Source organism: Dyella sp. KRB-257, from assembly GCF_049445995.1.
GTDB lineage: Bacteria > Pseudomonadota > Gammaproteobacteria > Xanthomonadales > Rhodanobacteraceae > Dyella_A.
Genome location: NZ_JBMSDZ010000006.1, coordinates 1 through 19,832, shown reverse-complemented (window position 1 = coordinate 19,832; position 19,832 = coordinate 1). Strand labels below are relative to the sequence as shown.

The following is a 19,832-nucleotide window of genomic DNA, read 5'->3' as shown; positions in this document are numbered from 1 at the left end:
GCCATGGCACAGATCACTCTCATCGAAGCCGTCACCCAGGCGCTCGCCTACGAAATGAAGCACGACGACTCGGTCGTGGTGCTGGGCGAGGACGTCGGCGTCAACGGCGGCGTGTTCCGCGCCACCCAGGGCCTGCAGGAGAAGTTCGGCGAGCTGCGCGTGCTCGACACGCCGCTGGACGAGACCACCATCGCCGGCGTCACCGTCGGCCTGGCGGTGCAGGGCATGAAGCCGGTGGCCGAGGCGCAGTTCGAGGGCTTCATCTACCCGATGATGGAGCAGATCGCCTGTCACGCCGCGCGCATGCGCAACCGCACCCGCGGCCGCCTGACCGTGCCGGCGGTATTCCGTGCGCCTTGGGGTGGTGGCATCCGCGCGCCGGAGCACCACTCCGAGGCCAACGAGCACCTGTTCACCAACATCCCCGGCCTGCGCGTGGTGATGCCCTCTTCGCCGGCGCGCGCCTACGGCCTGCTGCTGGCGGCGATCCGCGATCCCGACCCGGTGATGTTCTTCGAGCCCAAGCGCATCTACCGCCAGTACAAGGAGGAGGTGCCGGACGACGGCGAGGCGCTGCCGCTGGACGTGTGCTTCGTGCTGCGCGACGGCACCGACGTCACCCTGGTGACCTGGGGCGCGCAGGTGAAGGAGGCGCTGGAAGCGGCCGACGCGCTGGCCGAAGACGGCATCAGCGCCGAGGTGATCGACGTGGCCACGCTGACCCCGCTGGACTTCGATACCATCGCCGAATCGGTGGCCAAGACCGGCCGCTGCGTGGTCGTGCACGAGGCGCCCAGGACCGCCGGCTTCGGCGCCGAGATCGCCGCGCGGCTGGCCGAGGAATGCATGTACGACCTGCTCGCCCCGGTCGAGCGCGTCACCGGCTTCGACACGCACATCCCGCTGTTCCGCCTGGAGATGAAGTACCTGCCGAGCGTGGAGCGCGTCGTCGATGCGGCCAAGCGTACGCTGGCCGCCTCTTAAGCGAAGGGCCAAAAAGAGCGAACGTCATTCCCGCGAAAGCGGGAACCCATTTTGATCTTCCGGCACACGAGCAAGATGGATTCCCGCTTCCGCGGGAATGACGGCAGAAAGGCAAAAGCCCGCCGCTCGCGCACTGCGCGACGGCCAAAAGCACGACATCTCCCGCCTGCGCAACACGCGCCAGACAACGGAAAACCACCATGGCTGACATCAAGACGTTCTACCTCCCCGACCTCGGCGAAGGCCTGCCCGACGCCACCGTGGTCGAGTGGCACGTGAAGGAAGGCGACAGCATCAAGCTCGACGCGCCGCTGTGCTCGATGGAAACCGCCAAGGCGGTGGTCGACGTGCCCTCGCCGTACACCGGCAAGGTCACCAAGCTGTACGGCGCGCCCGGCGACATCATCGAGACCGGCGCCGCGCTGGCCGATTTCGTGCCTGACCCGAACGCCAAGCAGCGCGCCGAATCGCAGGAAACCGGCCACCACCACGGCCCGAAGAAAAGCGTCGGCAGCCCGGCCCCGGATGACAGCCAGAAAGTGGTGGCTTCCGACGAAGGCGGCGAAGTCAAGACCGGCGGCAAGGACCGCGAGGACGAAGGCACCGTGGTCGGCGCGATGGTCAGCGGCAGTCACGTGCACGTCGAACAGGCCGCCAGCATCGGCGGCGTCAAGGCCGTGCCGGCGGTGCGCGCGCTGGCGAAGAAGCTCAAGGTCGATCTCGCCCGCGTGCGCCCCAGCGGCGCCGATGGCGTGGTCACCCTGCAGGACGTGAAGAACGCCGCCGCGAATGGCTCCGCTCCGCTCCCCTCTCCCGCCGGGAGAGGGGCCGGGGGTGAGGGTGCGGCCGGCGCGCAGCGTTACGCTTCGCCCGAACCCTCATCCGCCCACCGGGCACCTTCTCCCGAAGGGAGAAGGGAAGAGCAGCGCACCGCCGTCTCGCTCGCCGGCAAGCCGGTGCGCACCGCGCCGCCCAGCGTGCAGGCCAGCGGCCAGCCGGAGCAGCTCAAGGGCGTGCGCCGGAACATGGCCCGCGTGATGGCCGAAGCCCATGCCAACGTGGTGCCGACCACCCTGGTGGACGATGCCGACCTGCACGCCTGGATCGGCAAGCAGGACATCACCGCCCGCCTGGTGCGCGCGATCGTTGCCGCCTGCAAGGCGGTGCCGGCGCTCAACGCCTGGTTCGACGGCAAGAACCTCAGCCGCACCCTGCACCCGCACGTGGACATCGGCATCGCCGTGGACACCGACGACGGCCTGTTCGTGCCGGCCCTGCGCAACGCCGACATGCTCGACGGCCACGGCGTGCGCGCGGCGATCAAGCGCCTGCGCACCCAGGTGGAAGACCGCTCGATCCCGTCCTCGGAGCTGTCCGGCTACACCATCAGCCTGTCGAATTTCGGGATGTTCGCGGGCAGGTACGCCACCCCGGTGGTGGTGCCGCCGACCGTCGCCATCATCGGCGCCGGCAAGCTCAGCCACGACGTGGTGGCGGTGATGGGCGGCATCGAAGTGCACCGCCGCATGCCGATCAGCCTCACCTTCGACCACCGCGCCGCCACCGGCGGCGAGGCGGCGCGCTTCCTCAAGGCGCTGCTGGACGACATGGCACAGCCGCACTGAGTCCGCTGGTCGTGATGTAGAGAAGCCCAGGAGGTTCGCGCCTCCCGGGCTTTTTGTTGGCTCGCATGCATGCCCACTTTGCGTCAGAAGCGTCAGTGGCCGTCGCGCACGCGGACGACGCCGGCCTGCATGATGCGGTCGGTCCAGGCGATGCCGATCGCCGAGACGATGAACACCGCGTGGATGATGGTCTGCCACATCACGCCCACCGTGGTCAGCGTGGAGCACTTCAGCGTGCTGGCGGCATTCATGCCGTCGGCCATCGTGGCGAGCACATCGGGCGAGCAGAACGGCAGCCCTTCGAGCGCACCGGCGGCGATGAAGGTCTTCAGCAGGTGGATCGAGGAGATGCCGATGATCGCCATCGCCAGCTTCACCTTGAGCACCGAGGCGTTCACGTGGCTGAGCCATTCGGGCTGGTCCGGGTGGTCCTCCAGCCCCAGCCGCGAGACGAAGGTCTCGTAGCCGCCGACGATCACCATGATCAGCAGGTTGGAGATCATCACCACGTCGATCAGGCCGAGCACGATCAACATGATCTCCTGCTCGCCCAGGTGCGACGCCTCGTGGATCAGGTGCCACAGCTCCTTGCCGAACAGGAACACGTAGACGCACTGCGCCACGATCAACCCCAGGTACAGCGGCAGCTGCAGCCAGCGCGAGCTGAAGATGAAGAGGGCGAGCGGGTTCAGGCGGGGCGGGACGGAAGCGGTCATGGGGTGCGGCATGCGATGTGGGAGCCAGAGCGTACCCGGGCGCGCATCGCGCCGCCATGCACCCATGCCAGCAAGGGACACCGTCCACCATCGCGACCGCAACTGAGCCCGCTCGCGGGCGATGCTCTTGGGCTTTGATGTGGCACCAGAGCAACAGCTTCGCCCGCTGGCGGGCTCCTACGATGGTTCCGGATGGTTGGGCGGCCGGGGCAGCCAGAGCGTCGCCACGGCGCCGCGCGTATCGGTGCGGGCCAGCAGGCTGACCCCGCCCTCGTGAGCCTCCGCCACCTGGCGCGCCAGCGCGAGGCCGATGCCCGAGCCGCCCGGCTTGGTGGTGAAAAACGGCACGAACAGGTTGTCGCTGGCCGGTGGCCCCTCGCCCTGGTCGAGCACCTCGATCACCACGCAGTCCGGTTCCTCGCGCCAGCGCAGCAGCACCTCGCCTTCGACCGGCAGGCTCGCTTCCACGGCGTTGCGCACCAGGTTGATCAAGGCCTGCTCCAGCTGATCGGCGTCCACGTTCACCGTCACCGATGGACCGGGCTCCAGTTGCACCGGCCAGCGCGCCTCCAGGCGCGCCACCTTGTCCAGAAGCGCCGGCAAGGCGACCGCCGCCGGCTGCGGCGGTGGCAGCCGGGTGAGCCGGCTGTAGCTGGCGAGAAAGCGCGACAGCGCGCCGGCGCGGTGGCCGATCAGCTCGAGTCCGCCGCGGAAATCCTCACGCCAGTCCTCCGGCAGCGGCTCGCGCAGCGCCAGGCTGGCGAGGGTGCCGGCCATCGACTGGATCGGCGCCAGCGAGTTGTTCACTTCGTGGCCGAGCACGCGCAGCAGGCGTTGCCAGGCCTGGCGCTCTTCCTCACGCAGCACGCGGCCGACGTCGTTGATCACCAGCAGCCGGCCGCTGCGCCCGCCGGTGCGCAGCGGCGCATGGCGAATCTCGAAGCGACCGCTGCGTCCGCTGAAGCGATGATTCACCAGCTGGCCGGAGGGCAGATCCAGCAACGACTGCAGGCCGAGATCCTGCGCGAGACGGCCGAACAGCTGATGGCGCTCGGCCTGCAGCAGCCGCTGCGCCGCCGGGTTGAGCAGACGCAGGCGCGCGTCCTGGTCGAACACCAGCACGGCGTTGTCCAGCGCCGCCAGGGTCTTGCCGAGCAGGTAGGAGGATTCCTCGAACTGCAGCCGCTCCTGCTGCAGCCGTTCGGCCAGGGCGTTGATGTCGTAGACCAGGTCGTCCAGCGCGCCGCCGGCGGTGCCGCGCAGGCTGTAGTCGCCCATGCGCAACGCATCGAGCAGGCTCGACAGGGTGCGCAGCGGGTAGACCAGGCGGCGGCACTGCCAGCGGATCAGCAGCGCGGTGGCGATCAGCGCGGCGAGCACCAGCCAGAGCCCGACCGCATGCACGGCGGCATGGCCGCTGAGCAGGACCGCAGCAACGATCAGACCCGGCGCGGCGATCACGACGCTGCCGTCGAGAATGCACCGCTCATAGGCCGGCAGCCGCGCCGACGCCGGGCGTGCCGGTGGCGTCGGCGATGGCTCAGGCGTCGCCATCGTCGGCGTCCGCCGGATCGCGCAGGCCGTGTTTCTCCAGCCGCCGATACAGCGCCTGACGGGTGATGCCCAGCGCCTCGGCGGCACGCTGCAGGTTGCCGTCGAAGCGCTCCAGCGCGCGGCGCACCAGCCAGCCCTCGGCCTGCTCCAGCGTCATCTGCTCGAAGCCGCCATCGGCCGATTCGGTGCGGCCAAAAGCCAGCGCCGCGGCGCCCACCTCGTCGTGCTCGGCGAGCAAGGCGGCGCGCTCCATCAGGTGGCCGAGCTCACGCACGTTGCCCGGCCAGGCGTAGGCCAGCAGCGCGCGTTCGGCCGAGGGCGCCAGCCGCAGTCCGATACGCCCGTAGCGCTGCCCACTGCGCGCCAGCGCCGCGCGCGCCAGCGGCACGATGTCGTCGCTGCGCTCGCGCAGCGGCGGCAACACGATCTCCAGCGTGTTCAGGCGATACAGCAGATCGCGGCGAAACCGGCCGGCGGCCACGTCGGCGGCGAGGTCGGCATTGGTGGCCGAGATCAGCCGCACGTCGGTGCGCTGGGTGCGCGAGGAACCCAGCCGCTCGAACTCGCCGTCCTCCAGCACGCGCAGCAGCTTGGGCTGCTGCGAGGCCGGCACGTTGCCCACCTCGTCGAGGAACAGCGTGCCGCCGTCGGCCAACTCGAAGCGGCCGATGCGCTCACTCTTGGCGTCGGTGAACGCGCCACGCACGTGACCGAACATCTCCGACTCGAACACCGTCTCGGCGATGCCGCCCATGTTGACCTTCACGAACGGCTGCGCCGCCCGCGCCGACAGCGCATGGATGCGCTGCGCGATCACGCCCTTGCCGGTGCCGTTCTCGCCCAGCACCAGCACGTTGGCGTCGCTGGGCGCGACCCGCGCCACCAGCGCCAGCACCCGCCGCATCGCCGGCGACTCGGCAATGAATTCGGCATCGCCCTCTTCGCGCAGCAGCGCGTTCTCCGCCTCCAGCCGACGCTGCCGCCGCGCGCCCTCGCCAAGCGCGATCTGCGCCCGCAGCACGCTGACCAGGCGCGCGTTGTCCCACGGCTTCTCGATGAAGTCGGCGGCGCCGCGGCGCATCGCCTCCACCGTGAGCGGCACGTTGCCCCACGCCGTCATCGCCACCACCGGCAGGTCGGGGGCGGCCTGGCGCAACTGTTCGAGCAGTTCCAGGCCTTCCTCGCCCGAGGTGGTGTCGCGCGAATAGTTGCAGTCGATCAACGCGCAGGCGAACTCGCGCCTGCGCACCGCCTCCAGCGCCGCCGCCGGGTCGGCCACACCGATGCTGGCGAGGCCCTCGGCCTTCAGCAGCAGGCGCAGCGCCTCGCGCACGTCGGCCTGGTCGTCGGCGATCAGGACGGCCGCTTTCACATCGGAAGTCATGTTTCGGCGCTCAATCGTGCACTTGGGCCTGCGCCCCTCAATATCCGGCTTCTTTCTGGTGCCGGAACGCCAGAACGTACACGGCATCCTCCTCCGGCACGTGGCGATAAAGAGCCACGTAGCCCGAGTCGCCGAACGCGACCACCCCTTCGCGCAGTTCCGGCGGATCGGGCAAGGGCCGTCCCATGCCCGGCGTCGATTCCAGCAGCAGGAGCTGCTGCGCGATGGCCTGTGCTGCGCGCCGCGATGCTTCCGGCGCCTTGCCTGCCAGGAAAGGAACGACAGCGTTCCAGTCCCACCACTGCTGCCGCCGTGACGATTACCCGTGGCACCCGGGCGCTTCCTTCTCGTCACCCGTGCCCCAGGTATCCAGCCATGCACGCGCTTCCTGGCCGGTCAGATGCCGCCCGGTTTCCCGACAGGCCTGCCACGAAGCCAGCGCCTCCTGCCGGAAACTCTCGCGCGCTTCCTCGCGCTCGACGTACTGCTGGATGGCCTCGCGCATGATCCAGTGCGCCGAGCGTCGGCGCAGCCCGGCCAGGTGCTGGATGCGTTTCTTGAGGTCCTCGTCGATCTTGACCGAAGTTGCCATCGCACGCTCCAGACATGAAAAGGTATTGCGTTGGCATACCGTAGCCGCCCGCCGGCGCTTTGCCCACCATGCCGCCTCACTCATGGCGCAGCGCCACCACCGGATCGACCCGAAGCGCGCGCAGCAACGGCACCAGCGCGGCGAGTGCGGACACGCCGAGCACCACCAGCAGCACCGGCACGAACACGGCCGGGTCGCGGGCGCGGGTATGCAGGCCCGGATCGGCCAGCACGCCCGACCACGGCACCGCCAGCACGAAGCCCACGCCCAGCCCGATGCCGAGCTGCCACGCCAGTTGCCGCGCCACCGTGCGCACGATGGCGCCGTGGCCCGCGCCGATCGCGCGGCGAATGCCGATCTCGCGCGTCCGCTGCTCCATTGAGAACGCCAGCACGCCGTACAGCCCTGCCCCCGCAAGCAGCAAGGCGACCAGGCCCAGCGCACCGAACACGCCGGTGAGCACGGTGAGTCCGACGCGGCCTTGCGCCATCGCCACGGCCTGGCTGCGCACGTCGTACACCGCCGCCTGCGGCTCGACCGCATGCACCGCGTCGGCGAGCGCGCGCTCGAAGCGACCGGCGTCGGCGTGCGTGCGTACCGCCAGCCCCACGCCGTGCAGCGGCGACTGGCCGCCTGACTGGTCCAGCGGCAGCAACATGCCCGGCAGCGGCTTTTCCAGCAAGCCGTCCATCTGCAGCGGCTCGATCACGCCGACCACGGTCAGCGTGCGGGCCTGTGCGCGGCCCGGCCACAGCACCAGCCGGCGGCCCAGCGCATCGCCGTGCGGCCACATCGCCTGCGCCATCTTGGCATCGACCACCGCCGCCGGCGCGCTGTGCGCCTGCTCCCGCGCATCGAAGAAACGGCCTTGGCGCAGGCGCACGCCGTAGACATCGAGGAAATGCGCATCGACGATGCCCATCTGCGCCCGTGGCCAGCCGTCCGCGGGTTGCGGCTGGCCCGGCAGCGATACATCCTCGTGGCTGCCCAGCACGGCGCCGGGCACGGTATCGGACGCCGTGGCGTCGACCGCGCCCGCGTCCTGCCGCAAACGCTCGACCACCCCGTCGAAGAAGCGGATGCGCCTGGCGTCGTCGGCATAGCCGGCCGGCGGCAGCATCACGCTCGCGGTGAGTACCTCGGCGGCATGCGCGGCCCCCGCCACCGGCTGCGAGAGCACGCTGTCCACCGCGCGCACGAAGGTCCCTGCGCCCACCAGCAACACCACGGTGAGCACGACCTCCGCCACCACCATGACCCTGGCCATGCGGGCAAAGCCGCCGCCGGAGCCCTTGCCGCCGTCGCGCAGCGCGTCCTGCAGGTCGGCGCGCGAGGCGCGCCATGCGGGGATCAATCCGGCCAGCGTCGTGCTGAGCACGGCGGCGGCCAGCGCGGCGGCAAGCACGCGGGCGTCGAGGCCGAAATGCCGGAAAGCGGCGCTGTCCGGCGCATTGGCGAAGTACAGCGAGACGATCCAGCGGTTGCCCCAGTGCACGATGGGCAGCGCCACCGCCAGCGCCGCCACGCTCACCAGCAGGCTCTCCGCCAGCGTGCCGACCATCAGCCGCGCACGGCCGCCGCCGAGCGCGCCGCGCAACGCCAATTCGTGTTGCCGCCGCAGCGTCTGTACCAGTTGCAGGTTGGCCACGTTGACGCACGCCAGCAGCAGCACCAGCGTGGCCGCGCCGAACATCAGCCACACCCAGCGGCGCATGTCCTCGGGCACGAAGCTGAACTTCCACGGCTTGATCGTGACGCCGCGCGTGCGCTTCCCGGTCGGCAGCGCCGCCTGCAGGCGGGCATCCCAGGCATCCAGTTCCGCCCGTGCCTGTGCCAGCGACGTTCCCGGCGCCAGACGGGCCACGCCCCACAGGGCGCGGTGCTGCCCCGGCTGCAGCTTCAACGGCAGCCAGACCTGGTTGCCGGTCACCGGCATGCTGGTCGCCTGCGCGGGCACCACGCCCACCACCGTGACCCAGTCGCCGTTCACCCGCACGGCGCGGCCGAGGATGTGCGGATCGGCCTTGAAGGCGTGCCGCCACAGGGTTTCGCCGAGCAGCGCCACGTCCGGCGCGCCGGCCGCCTCGTCCGCGGGCAGGAGGGTACGCCCCAGCAAGGGCTCGATGCCCAGCAACGGCATCATCGAAGCGGTCATGCGGCTGCCCGCGTGGTACGTGGCGCCGCTGCCCATGTCCACTCCCACGCCGATCGGCACGTAGGCGCCCATCAGGTCGATGCTGCGCAGATGGCCGCGCAAGGCCAGGTACGGGTCGCTGTCCAGCGTGGCGATGCCGTTACCGTTGTGCGAAGGCCGGCCCAGGGCCATGACGCGCGCGGGATGCGGCACGGGCAGCGGTTCGACGATCAGCGTGTTGATCAGGCTGAACAGGAACAGCACCACCCCCAGCCCCACGCCCAGCACCGCCACCGACAGCAGCGCATAGCCCGGCCGCCGCCGCAGGCGGCGCAGTGCTTCCCAGCATTCGCGCACGAGCATGGTCATTCCCCCCGCAAGGCGCGCATCGGCGCCACCCGCGCCGCGCGCAAGGCCGGCAGCAGGCAGGCCAGCAGGCCCGCCGCGGCCAGCACCGTGCTGACGCCGACCACCGTGGCCACGTCAAAACCGCCGCCCCGGTTGAGCAGCGTCATGAGCAGGGCGGACAGCGCGTGCGACAGGGCCAACGCGGCGGCGACGCCGATCAGCAGGCCGATGGCGATCTGCCCCAGGCCGCTGCGCAGTACCAGCCGCGCCAGTCGCCCCGGGGGCGCCCCCAGGGCCTGGCGCACGCCGAACTCACGCTCGCGCGCGGCCACTACCACGGCCATCACCGCATAGACTCCGGCCACCGCCAGCAGCAGCGCCAGCGTGGCGAACACGCCGATCAGCAACAGGTTGAGCCGGGCATTGGCGGTGGTCTGCTCGACGATGCTGCGCATCGTGCGCATCCTGGCGATCGGCTGTTCCGGCGCGACCTCGGCCAGTGCCGCGTGTACGCCCGCGCGCCAGTCGGCCGGGTTGCCGTGGCCGCGCAGGGCGAAGCGCAGCGACTCCAACTGGCGGAGGATCGCCATCTGCGGCGCCGGCATCTGCGCCAGCGGCAGATACACCACCGGCTGTCCGGGATGCAGCGGGCCACGCTGGTAGGTGTTGCCGACCACGCCGACGATGCGCGCGTGCACCGGCGGATCATTAGGCCGCTCCACACCGATCACCTGCCCGAGCGCGTGGCCGTCGTAGTACGCGTCGGCCAGGTCCTGACTGACGATGGCCACCGGCTCGCCCGCGCGCATGTCCCCCCTGGTGAAATCCCGGCCTTCATGCAGCGGGATCGCGAACAACCGGAAAAAGCCGGCACTGACGCCGTGCAACTGGGCTTCGAAGTGGTCGTCGCCCGACGTGCGCATGCCGTTGTTGAACTGGCCGTACATGTCGTCGCTGGTCGGCAGGTTGGTCGTTACCGCCACGTCGGTCACGCCCGGTATCGCGTCCAGTCGATCCTCAAGCCGGCGCGTGAGGTCGAGCATGGCGGCGGTATCCGGGTAGTGATCCCTGACCGGGGCCAGTTCGAAGGTGAGCACGTTGTCGGCGACGTAGCCAAGCTGCGCACGTGACGCGTCATAGAGCGCATGCATGAACACCCCCGCGGCAAACAGCAGGACCGCGGCCAGCGCCACCTGCGCCACCACCAGCACACGGCTGAAACGACCGCTGCGCACACCGATGCCGCTGCGGCCGCCTTCGCGCAGTTCCTCCAACGAGGCCGCCGTGCGGCTGCGCCACAAGCCGAGCACGGCGGCCAGCAGCGCGCCCAGCAGCCCCACCCCAAGCGCCAGCCCCCAGTCCGCGATGCCGATGTGCACGCGACCGCCCCAGAGCCACACCGGGGGGATGCGCCCCTGCAGCAGCGCCAGCCCGGCGGTGGCCAGCGCCATGCCGAGCAGGGCGCCACAGCCACTGATCAGGAGGCCTTCGCCCAGCGCCGGCAGCATCAATCGCAGCAGCGGTGCACCGAGCGCACTGCGCACTGCCGCGTCGTGGTTGCGCGACAACGCGCGCAGCAGCATCAGGTTGGTCAGGTTGACCAGCGCGATCAGCAGCACCAGCGCCGCGCTGGCCATGAACAGCATCAGCATCGGGCGCACGTCCTGCTGGTAGGCCGCCGCCAGCGGCTCGGCGCCGAAGCGCGGGCGTTTCCAGTTGCCGCCCATGCCCATGTCACGGAACATCGTCCGTTCGCTCGCATCGGCCTGCGCCGCCACGGTGGCCACGTCGGCGCCATCGGCCAGCCGGCCGATCACGATGTCGCCGTCGTGGTTGTAGTCGCGGCTGACCGTCGGCAATGCCTTCGGCAACATGACGTCGCCCGGTCCCAGCACCGCGTTGAAGGCGGTCGGCAGCACGCCGACAATGGTGTGGGTGGCGCCCTCGACCTGCAGGCTGCGGCCGACGATGCCGCGGTCGCCTCCGAAGGCGCGTTGCCACAGGCCGTAGCCGATGAGCACCGCCTTCGGGCCGTCCGGGCGGTCCTCCTGCACGCTGAAGTTTCGTCCGAGCACCGGTCGCAGGCGCAAAGCAGGCAGCAGGCCGCGGTCGAAGTAGAGCACCGGAACCTGCGCCGGCATGCCGGTCCCGGCGATGTTCACCTTCGAACCGAAGTGCACCAGCCCCAGCGCCTGCAGGCCCTTCGGCGGCCCGAGGAACTGGTACTCGTGCGGCGAGATGCTGGCCACGTGGCCGTTGTCGTGGAGCGGCCCCAGCACTACCAGCCGGTCCGCCTGCGGCAACGGCAGCGGCCGCCACAAGGTGTTCTGGACCAGCGCGAACACCGCCACGCTGGCGCCGATGCCCAGCGCCAGCACCCCGCCGGCCAGCAGCAGGAAGCCGGGCTTGCGCAGGCTGGCGCGCCAGGCGCGCCAGATTTCCGTGAGCAGGATCGTCATCGCCCCTATTCCCCCCGCAGGGCGCGCATCGGCGCCACCCGCGCCGCGCGCAAGGCCGGCAGCAGGCAGGCGGTGCAGCCGGCGAGCGCCAGCACCACGCAGACGCCCAGCGTCGCCATCGGATCGAAGGCATCGCTTCGCCCCAGCAAGCCCGTAAACAGCAGGGGCAGCAGGGGCAGCATGCGCGAGAGGCCCAGTGCGGCGCACACGCCGACCGCCAGTCCCGCCGCGACCTGTACCAGTCCGCCTTGCAGTACCAGCCGCAGCAGCGTCGACGGCGCCGCGCCCAGTGCCTGGCGCACGCCGAACTCGCGCTCGCGCGCGGCCACGGCCACGGCCATCACCGCGTACAGCCCGGCCACCGCCAGCAGCAGCGCCAGCGCAGCGAACACGCCGATAAGCAGCAGGTTGAGGCGTGCATCCGCCGTTACGGCGCGCAGGATGCTGCGCATCGTGCGCAGGTTGGCGACGGGTTGCCCGGGCGCGATCTCGGCCAGCGCCGTGCGCACGCCCCCACGCCAGTCCTCCGGATTGCCGTGGCCGCGCAGCACGAAGCGCAGCGGCTCGAAGCGGCGGAAGCCCGCCAGCATGGGCGCGGGCATCTGCGCCAGCGGCACGTACAGTACCGGCTGCTTGGGCTGCAGCGGGCCGTCCTGCCAGGTGTCGCCCACCACGCCCACGATGCGCGCCGGCCACACCACGTTGCCCCGCCCCTCGACCTCGATGGTTTTCCCCAACGCGTTTCCGCCATAGCGCGCAGCCGCAAGGTCCTGGCTGACGATGGCGACCTGTTCCGCACCACGCATGTCACCACGGGTGAAATAACGGCCCCGCTGCAACGGGATGGCGAACAGCTCGAAGAACCCGGGGCCGACGCCGTGGTACTGCGCATTGAACGTCGTGCGGCCAGGCACGCGCACACCGGTGCTGAAATGGCCAAAGCTGCCGATGCTGTCCGTGCTGGTGGGCAGGTTGGTGGTCACCGCGGCCTCGGTGACCCCGGGTATCGTGCGCAGCCGCTCGACGAGCCGTCGCGCGAGGATGTTCACCGCTGCCGCATCCGGGTAGGTCGCTTCCAGCGGCGCCAGTTCGAAGGTGAGTACCCGTTCACCGTCGAAACCCAGGCGCACTTGCGAGGCGTCGTACAGCGCATGCACGAACAGGCCGGCGGCGCTCAGCAGCAGCGTGGCCAGCGCCACCTGCCCTACCACCAGCACGCGGCCTAGCCGCCCGGCATCGCGGCCCGCGCCACTGCGGCCGCCTTCGCGCAAGACCTCCACCGAGGCCGCGCTGTGGCTGCGCCACAGGCCGAGCGCCGCCGCCAGTAGCGCGGCCAGCACGCCGCCGGCCAGCGCCAGCATCCACGCGGTGACGCCGACATGCAGCGCGCCGCCCGCCAGCCACTGCGCCGGGATGAAACCCTGCAACAGGGCCAGTCCGCCGCCGGCCAGCGCCATGCCCAGCACGGCGCCGACCAGGCCGACCAGCAGCCCCTCGCCGAGCGCCGGAAGCATCAGGCGCGGCAGCGAGGCGCCCAGCGCGCCGCGCACCGCGGCGTCGTGCCTGCGCGCCAGGCTGCGCAGCAGCATCAGGTTGGTCAGGTTGACCAGCGCGATCAGCAGCACCAGCACGGCGCTGGCCTGGAACAGCAGCAGCACCGGCCGCGCGTCGCGATGCAGCCAGTCGGCGAGGCGTTCCACGCCGTAGCGCGTGCGCGGCGCGGCATTGGCAGCGGCGTCGGCCTGGTCCATGGCGTGCAGGCGGGCGTCGACCTCGGCCGCCACCGCCGCCACGTTGGCACCCACAGCGAGCCGCGCGACCGCCATGTAGTTCGAGCCCTCGTCATTGCTGGCGGCCGGCAGCGCCAGCGGCACCACCACGTCGCCCACCCCCGCCACCGCATTGAAGGCGGCCGGCAGCACGCCGATGACGTCGCGCTCCATGCCCTCCACGCGCAGGCGGCGCCCCACCACGTGCGGGTCGCCCCCATAGTGGCGCTGCCAGAAGCCGCTGCTGATCAACACGGCTGGCGGGCCGCCAGGGGCATCCTCGCGCGCGTCGAAGTTGCGGCCCACGATCGGCCGCAATCCAAGCGTGGGCAGCAGGCTCCGGTCGGCATAGATACGCGGCACCTGCACCGGCTCCCCGCCGGCAGCGACGTTTGCCATCGAACCGGCCTGCTTCAGGCCAATCGACGCCACGCCCCCGAGGGCAGCAAGCTGCTGGTAGTAGCGCGGCGAGATCGTGCCGACGTGTTCACCATTCCAGCGCCCCACCACCATCACCTGCGATGGTTGCGGCAACGGCAGCGGCCGCCACAAGGTGTTCTGGGTCAGCGCAAACACCGCCACGCTGGCGCCGACGCCCAGCGCCAGCACGCCGCCGGCCAGCAGCAGGAAGCCGGGCTTGCGCAGGCTGGCGCGCCAGGCTTGCCGGATCTCGGCCAGCCAGACGTTCACGCGCCCGCCTCGATGCGCTGGCCGATCAGCGCGTCCAGGCGCGATGCGTCCTCGCGGCGCAGGCGGTCGAAGGTTTCCTCGTCGACCACGCGGCCGTCGAACAGGCGGATCTTGCGTTGCGCCAGTTCCGCGTAGCGGGCGTCGTGAGTGACCATGCAAAGGGTGGCGCCGCCCTGGTGCAGTTCATCGAGCAGGGCCATCACCGCCTCGCCGTTGCGCGAGTCGAGGTTGCCGGTGGGCTCGTCGGCGAGCAGGATCGCCGGCTTGCCGACCAGCGCGCGCGCCACCGCGACGCGCTGCTGCTGGCCGCCGGAGAGTTGCGCGGGATAGTGGCGCATGCGGTGCGCCATGCCCACGCGTTCCAGCGCCTCCTGCACGCGCGCGCGGCGTTCGCCGGCACCGATGCCGCTGCGGTAGGTCAGCGGCAGCTCGACGTTCTCGAAGACGGTGAGGTCGCCGATCAGGTTGAACGCCTGGAAGATGAAGCCGATCTCGGCGTTGCGGATGCGCGCGCGCTGGCTGGCAGTGAGCGCGGCGACGTCGTGGCCGTTCAACACGTAGTGGCCGGCGCTGGCGGTGTCGAGCAGGCCGAGGATCGACAGCAGCGTGGTCTTGCCGCAGCCGGAGGGGCCGGAGATCGAGACGTATTCGCCGCGCGCGATGGACAGGTGCACGTCGGAGAGTGCGTGGGTTTCCACCTCGTCGGTCTGGAACACCTTGCGGATGCCGCTGAGGGCGATGACGCTGGCTTGCTCGGTCATGGGTCGGTCCGTTCTCGGTTGATCGGTTTGTCCTTCTCCCTCCGGGAGAAGGTGGCCCGAAGGGTCGGATGAGGGTTCGGGTGCCGCGCGACGTTCGTCTTCGGCCGTACCCTCACCCCTGCCCCTCTCCCGACGGGAGAGGGGTGATGCATGTGTTCACTCCACGCGAATCTTGTCGTAGCGGTCCCACTGGCTGGTGTCGGAGAGGATCACCTGATCGCCCGCCTTCAACCCGCGCACGATCTCCACCCGGTCCACCGAGGCCGCGCCGATGCGCACCGGCACGCGGGTGGCCACGCCGGAGGCCGGATCGAGCCGGAACAGGGTGATGTCGGCGTCCGCCTTGGCCAGCGCCGGGCGACCGACCGAGAGCACGTGGTCCAGCGTGGCGATACGCACACGGCCGTCGACCGACAGGTCGGGACGGGAGCCGGGCGGCAGCTTTCCGTCCAGCCGCACGTCCACCTGCACGCTGCCGTCGCGCACGGCCGGGTCGATCCGCTCCACCGCGCCGGCCACGGTGCCGTTGTGGGTGTCCACGCTCACCGGCATCCCTGATGCCACGTCCTTGGCCTGCACTTCCGGCACCTGCAGGCGGGCGATCAGCACGTCCGGTCGCGCCACCCGCGCGAGGTTGGCGCCTTCGGCCACCTGTGCGCCTTCCTGCGCCGCCACCTCCTGCAGCACGCCGGCGATGCCGGCCTTCACGCTCAACGCATCGGCCTGGCGCTGGCGCAGTTGCAGGTTGCTCTGTTGCTGGCGCAGCTTGGCCTGCACCGCGTCGAGCTGGGCGCGCATGTTGCCGGCGAACGCGGCGACACGCTGCTCCTCGATGCCGCGGCGCGTGTCCAGCTGGGTGAGTGCGATCTGGCCCTGGCGAAACTGCACGTCGGGAATCAGGTGCAGCGCGGCGGCCTTGGCGTCGGCGTCCGCCTTGACCCTGGCCGAGGCGTAATCGGACTGCGCCTGCGCCAGCGCCGAGCGCTGGTCGAGCAGCTGCGACTGCAGTTCGGCGCGCTTGGCCACCACGTCGGCCTCGGCCGCGGCGACCTGCGCCTGCGCGTTGCGAAGCGCATCTTCCACGGCCGGGTTGGAGAGCTTCATCAGCACGGTATCGGGCTTCACCGCGGCGCCCGGCCAGATGAGGATCTGCTCGACCTGCGCCGCCGTCGCTGCCGCCAGCCAGCGGCTGGAGCGCGGCACCAGCGTGCCGGTGGCGCGCACCTCGCGCAGCATCTGCCCCTGCTGCACGGTGTCGATCCACAGGCTGGAGCGCTCGGCCACCGGCAACGCCGGCCCGAGCCGCATCAGCAGCACCACGATGGTCACCAGCACCGCCGCGCCCCCGGCGATCGACCACTGCAACCGCCGGCGCCGGCGGATTTTGAACTGGGGGTTGGCGATATCCATGCCCTGGATATGGCAATTGGCGTGCCAAGGACCCGTCGGTGCACATATCCGCATGGGAGCGCGGTTCGGCAGCGCCGGACGCATGCCGCGACCACCCGAACCCGTCCGGATACGGACAGCGCCATCCGCTTGCGGACACGGCAAGCGGACTCCTACCCCAGAGCACCGTCGAAATCGTGTAGGAGCGCACCCTGTGCGCGAATGCTCTTGCTCCTGATCGACATCAAAGCGAAAGGCATTCGCGCACAGGGTGCGCTCCTACACGTAGAAGGGGCGGGCCATGATCAACCGGTGTTCTGCAAGCCCTGCGAGACGCCGTTGACGCAGGCGACCAGGGCGCGCAGCAGGGCGTCGTCCGCGCCGCCGGAGGCGCGCCAGCGCTTGAGCAGGTCGACCTGCAGCACGCTCATCGGGTCCACGTACGGGTTGCGCAGGCGGATCGACATGGCCAGCCGCGGCGCCCCTTCCAGCAGGGCGCGCTGACCCTTGAGGCGCAGCACCCAGCGGCAGGTGCGCTCGAACTCGTCGCGGATCAGCCCGAAGAACGGCGCGTGCAGCTCGCCGGACAGCTGCGAGAACGCCTCGGCGATGTCGAGGTCGCACTTGGCCAGCACCATCTCCACGTCGTCGAGCATGTTGCTGAAGAACGGCCAGTCGCGCGCCATCTCGGCCAGCGCTTCTTCGCCGAACTCGGCCGCGCCCTGCTCCAGGGCGGTGCCCAGGCCGTACCAGCCGGTGATGATCGAGCGGCACTGGGTCCAGGAGAACACCCACGGGATCGCGCGCAGATCCTGCACGCCGCGCATGCTGCGGCGGCGCGAGGGGCGCGAGCCGAGCGTCATGCGTTCGATCACGTCGATCGGCGTGGCGGTGCGGAAGTACTGCACGAAGCCGTCGCGGTCGATGAAGGCGCGGTAGTGCCTGCGGCTGGCGGCGGAGAGCCGGTGCATGCGCTCGCGCCATTGCGCTTCGCGCGGATCGTCCTCGCGCGGGCGCAGGCTGGCACGCAGCACGGCGCCCACGGTCTGCTCCAGGTTGCGCAGCGCCAGCGCGCGGATGCCGTACTTGCGGTGGATCACCTCGCCCTGCTCGGTGACGCGCAGCACGCCGGCCACCGAACCGCGCGGCGAGGACATCAGCGCCGGCGTGATGCGTGCGCCGCCGCGGCTGGCCGAGCCGCCGCGACCGTGGAAGAAGGCGAGCTGGATGCCGGCCTCGTGGGCGATCTCCAGCAGTTCCACCTGCGCCCGCTGCAGGCCCCAGCGCGAGGCCAGCGTGCCGCCGTCCTTGCCGCTGTCGGAATAGCCGAGCATCACCCACTGGCGGTCGTTGCGGGTTTTCAGGTGGCTGCGATAGACCGGATCGGCGAGCAGCGCGCGCAGCGTGGCCGGCGCGTTCCTGAGGTCGTCGACGGTTTCGAAGAGGGGGGCGATGTCGAGGGGCACGTGGCTTTCCGCGCTCGCCTCCGCGCCTCCCTGGGGAGAGAGCCTGCCCGCGACGCGATCGGGGGATTGAGGTGCGGGGCGGGTGCTCGCGGGAATGTCTGCCAAAGCTCGCTCCGACGGGACCTCGGCCCCAGCGTGGCCGCTCACCCCAGCCCTCTCCCCGGCGGAAAGAGGGAGCGGATGCTCGCGCTGGTGGTCGGCTTGCGCTCCCCGCGGGGGAGAGGGAGCAACCACCAGCCCGCCGTGGCGCGCGAGCGCCAGCACGGCGAGCACGTCGGCGGCGGTGCGCGCCATGGAGATGATGTACAGGCCGATCGCCTCGCTGCCGTAGCGACGGCGCGCCTCGCCGAGCTGCTGGAACACCGCGCGCATGCGCTGCGCATCTTCCTCGTCCACCGGCGCCAGCGACTGCTCGCCGCTGGCGAACGAATGCAGCCTTTCCACGCGCTGCCCGGGCGTGCGCTCGCCCCACTGCGGATCGGCGAGCAGCGCGGCGAGCGCGTCGTCGTGCACCTGCGAATCCTGGCGCACGTCGAGCCGCGCCAAGTGCAGGCCGAAGGTGCGCACGCGGCGGATCACGCGCTGCACGGCGTAGGCGCCGGCGTGCAGGCCGTGGTGCTCGATCAGGCTGTGGGCGATCAGTTCGAGATCGCCGGCCAGTTCGTCGACCGAGGTGTAGCCCTCGGCGTGATCGTCTTCGAGGCTGGCCTCCAGTCGTGCGCCGATCAGGGTGAGCAGGGTGCGGTAGGGCATGTCGGCGTGGCGCGGGCGGATCTTCTTCGCCGCGGCGGGGAAGCGCGCGCGGTAGTCGTCCAGCCGCGCCGTCAGCTGCGGATCGACCGCCACGCGCCCCTGCGTCTGGCTGAGCAGGCGCGCCAGGCCGGCGACGTCTTCCATGTAGTGCTCGATCACGTGCGCGCGCTGGCTGGCCAGGCTGGCGGCGATGGTGTCGGCGCCCACATTGGGGTTGCCGTCCATGTCGCCGCCGACCCAGGTGGCGAAGCTGAGCAGCCGCGGCATCGGCGCGGCCACGCCGTAGACCTGCCGCAGCGCCTCGGCCAGCGCCTCGTACAGCGCCGGCACGATGCGGTAGATCGGGTTGGCGAGGTAGAAGCCGACGTGGTGGTGCTCGTCCTGCACGGTGGGTTGCACCGGCGAGGCCTCGGCGGTCTGCCAGCCGGAGGACAGCGCCATGAAGATGCGGTCGTCGTCCTCCTTGCGCTCCTGCGGCGTGCGGGTGGGATCGAAGTTGTCCACCAGCGAGCGCACGATCGCCTGCTCCTTCTCCAGCAGCGAGCGGCGCACCGCCTCGGTGGGATGGGCGGTGAACACCGGCTCCACGTGCAGGCGGCCGAGCCAGTCGAGCAGCTCGTCCGCGGTGACGCCCTGCGCCTTGAGCGCGGCGAGCACGTCGAGCAGGGATTCGGGCTGCGGCGCGCTGCCAGCGCGCTGGTAGTCGCGGCGGCGACGGATGCGGTGCACGCGCTCGGCGATGTTGACCGCCTGGAAATAGGTGGCGAAGGCGCGCGCCAGCGCCTCGGCTTCGTCGGGCTGCATGCCGCTCAGGGCACGACCCAGCAGGGCGACCGGCTCGTCCTCGCGGCGGCGGCGGATGGCGCTGGTGCGCACCGCCTCCACCCGCTCGAAGAAGGCTTCGCCGCGCTGCTCGGCCAGCATCTGCCCGACCATCGCACCGATGCGGCTGACGTCCTCGCGCAGCGGGGCGTCGTGCGGCAGGTCGGGGGTTTCGGGCTGGAAGGGCATGGTGTTCTCCGTGGGGCAACCGCCCAAGCCTAACGAAAAATGCTGCTTGTGCAGCAATCCGGCCGGCGATGTGTAGCTGCCAGTTAGTAGTGTCCCCTTCCTGCAAGTTACAAGTGTCCCCTTTTCCGTCGAGGGGGTGACCGTGGAGGTGGGGATGACGCAACGTGAGGTGGAACGGGCAGGCTTGATCGCCGAGG

13 protein-coding genes are annotated in these 19,832 nt (G+C 70.8%); 2 read left to right on the top strand and 11 right to left on the bottom strand.

Annotated elements, in window-relative coordinates; all coding sequences use genetic code 11:
- Nucleotides 1-3: 3 nt before the first annotated feature.
- Nucleotides 4-984, top strand: coding sequence for an alpha-ketoacid dehydrogenase subunit beta (locus ACO2Q2_RS06195; RefSeq protein ID WP_423254889.1), 981 nt, complete (start codon nt 4-6; stop codon nt 982-984).
- A 200-nt stretch (nt 985-1,184) separates the two neighbouring features.
- Nucleotides 1,185-2,609, top strand: coding sequence for a dihydrolipoamide acetyltransferase family protein (locus ACO2Q2_RS06190; protein ID WP_423254888.1), 1,425 nt, complete (start codon nt 1,185-1,187; stop codon nt 2,607-2,609).
- A gap of 92 nt (nt 2,610-2,701) precedes the next feature.
- On the opposite strand, the gene ACO2Q2_RS06185 is transcribed toward ACO2Q2_RS06190, so the two are convergent.
- The 11 genes from ACO2Q2_RS06185 to ACO2Q2_RS06135 form a co-directional block, all read right to left on the bottom strand.
- Nucleotides 2,702-3,325: a TIGR00645 family protein gene (locus ACO2Q2_RS06185; RefSeq protein ID WP_423254887.1), complete on the bottom strand. Its 624-nt coding sequence runs from the start codon at nt 3,323-3,325 to the stop codon at nt 2,702-2,704.
- A 177-nt stretch (nt 3,326-3,502) separates the two neighbouring features.
- The gene (locus ACO2Q2_RS06180; RefSeq protein ID WP_423254886.1) at nt 3,503-4,879 is read right to left on the bottom strand and encodes a sensor histidine kinase; all 1,377 of its coding nucleotides are present in this window, start codon (nt 4,877-4,879) and stop codon (nt 3,503-3,505) included.
- Complete coding sequence (locus ACO2Q2_RS06175; protein WP_423254885.1) at nt 4,866-6,263, bottom strand: sigma-54-dependent transcriptional regulator; 1,398 nt, start codon at nt 6,261-6,263, stop codon at nt 4,866-4,868. The genes ACO2Q2_RS06180 and ACO2Q2_RS06175 overlap by 14 nt, the downstream gene beginning before the upstream one ends.
- A 37-nt stretch (nt 6,264-6,300) precedes the next feature.
- The gene (locus ACO2Q2_RS06170) at nt 6,301-6,534 is read right to left on the bottom strand and encodes a type II toxin-antitoxin system RelE/ParE family toxin (RefSeq protein ID WP_423255078.1); all 234 of its coding nucleotides are present in this window, start codon (nt 6,532-6,534) and stop codon (nt 6,301-6,303) included.
- Between the two features lie 48 nt (nt 6,535-6,582).
- A complete protein-coding gene (locus ACO2Q2_RS06165; RefSeq protein WP_423254884.1) occupies nt 6,583-6,855 on the bottom strand; it encodes a CopG family ribbon-helix-helix protein in 273 nt (90 codons plus the stop codon).
- 76 nt (nt 6,856-6,931) lie between these two features.
- On the bottom strand, nt 6,932-9,352 hold the full coding sequence (locus tag ACO2Q2_RS06160; protein ID WP_423254883.1) for an ADOP family duplicated permease: 2,421 nt from the start codon (nt 9,350-9,352) through the stop codon (nt 6,932-6,934).
- 2 nt (nt 9,353-9,354) lie between these two features.
- The gene (locus ACO2Q2_RS06155; RefSeq protein WP_423254882.1) at nt 9,355-11,796 is read right to left on the bottom strand and encodes an ADOP family duplicated permease; all 2,442 of its coding nucleotides are present in this window, start codon (nt 11,794-11,796) and stop codon (nt 9,355-9,357) included.
- 5 nt (nt 11,797-11,801) lie between these two features.
- Complete coding sequence (locus ACO2Q2_RS06150) at nt 11,802-14,255, bottom strand: ADOP family duplicated permease (protein WP_423254881.1); 2,454 nt, start codon at nt 14,253-14,255, stop codon at nt 11,802-11,804.
- Nucleotides 14,252-15,016: an ABC transporter ATP-binding protein gene (locus ACO2Q2_RS06145; RefSeq protein ID WP_423254880.1), complete on the bottom strand. Its 765-nt coding sequence runs from the start codon at nt 15,014-15,016 to the stop codon at nt 14,252-14,254. The genes ACO2Q2_RS06150 and ACO2Q2_RS06145 overlap by 4 nt, the downstream gene beginning before the upstream one ends.
- 156 nt (nt 15,017-15,172) lie before the next feature.
- Complete coding sequence (locus tag ACO2Q2_RS06140) at nt 15,173-16,426, bottom strand: efflux RND transporter periplasmic adaptor subunit (protein WP_423254879.1); 1,254 nt, start codon at nt 16,424-16,426, stop codon at nt 15,173-15,175.
- Between the two features lie 284 nt (nt 16,427-16,710).
- Nucleotides 16,711-19,635, bottom strand: a complete 2,925-nt coding sequence (locus tag ACO2Q2_RS06135) for a phosphoenolpyruvate carboxylase (RefSeq protein WP_423254878.1) — start codon at nt 19,633-19,635, stop codon at nt 16,711-16,713.
- Nucleotides 19,636-19,832: the final 197 nt, after the last annotated feature.

Coding starts and splice junctions, on each gene's coding strand:
- ACO2Q2_RS06195 (WP_423254889.1), top strand. CDS start 4: ATGGCACAGATCACTCTCATCGAAGCCGTCACCCAGGCGCTCGCCTAC.
- ACO2Q2_RS06190 (WP_423254888.1), top strand. CDS start 1,185: ATGGCTGACATCAAGACGTTCTACCTCCCCGACCTCGGCGAAGGCCTG.
- ACO2Q2_RS06185 (WP_423254887.1), bottom strand. CDS start 3,325: ATGACCGCTTCCGTCCCGCCCCGCCTGAACCCGCTCGCCCTCTTCATC.
- ACO2Q2_RS06180 (WP_423254886.1), bottom strand. CDS start 4,879: ATGGCGACGCCTGAGCCATCGCCGACGCCACCGGCACGCCCGGCGTCG.
- ACO2Q2_RS06175 (WP_423254885.1), bottom strand. CDS start 6,263: ATGACTTCCGATGTGAAAGCGGCCGTCCTGATCGCCGACGACCAGGCC.
- ACO2Q2_RS06165 (WP_423254884.1), bottom strand. CDS start 6,855: ATGGCAACTTCGGTCAAGATCGACGAGGACCTCAAGAAACGCATCCAG.
- ACO2Q2_RS06160 (WP_423254883.1), bottom strand. CDS start 9,352: ATGCTCGTGCGCGAATGCTGGGAAGCACTGCGCCGCCTGCGGCGGCGG.
- ACO2Q2_RS06155 (WP_423254882.1), bottom strand. CDS start 11,796: ATGACGATCCTGCTCACGGAAATCTGGCGCGCCTGGCGCGCCAGCCTG.
- ACO2Q2_RS06145 (WP_423254880.1), bottom strand. CDS start 15,016: ATGACCGAGCAAGCCAGCGTCATCGCCCTCAGCGGCATCCGCAAGGTG.
- ACO2Q2_RS06140 (WP_423254879.1), bottom strand. CDS start 16,426: ATGGATATCGCCAACCCCCAGTTCAAAATCCGCCGGCGCCGGCGGTTG.
- ACO2Q2_RS06135 (WP_423254878.1), bottom strand. CDS start 19,635: ATGCCCTTCCAGCCCGAAACCCCCGACCTGCCGCACGACGCCCCGCTG.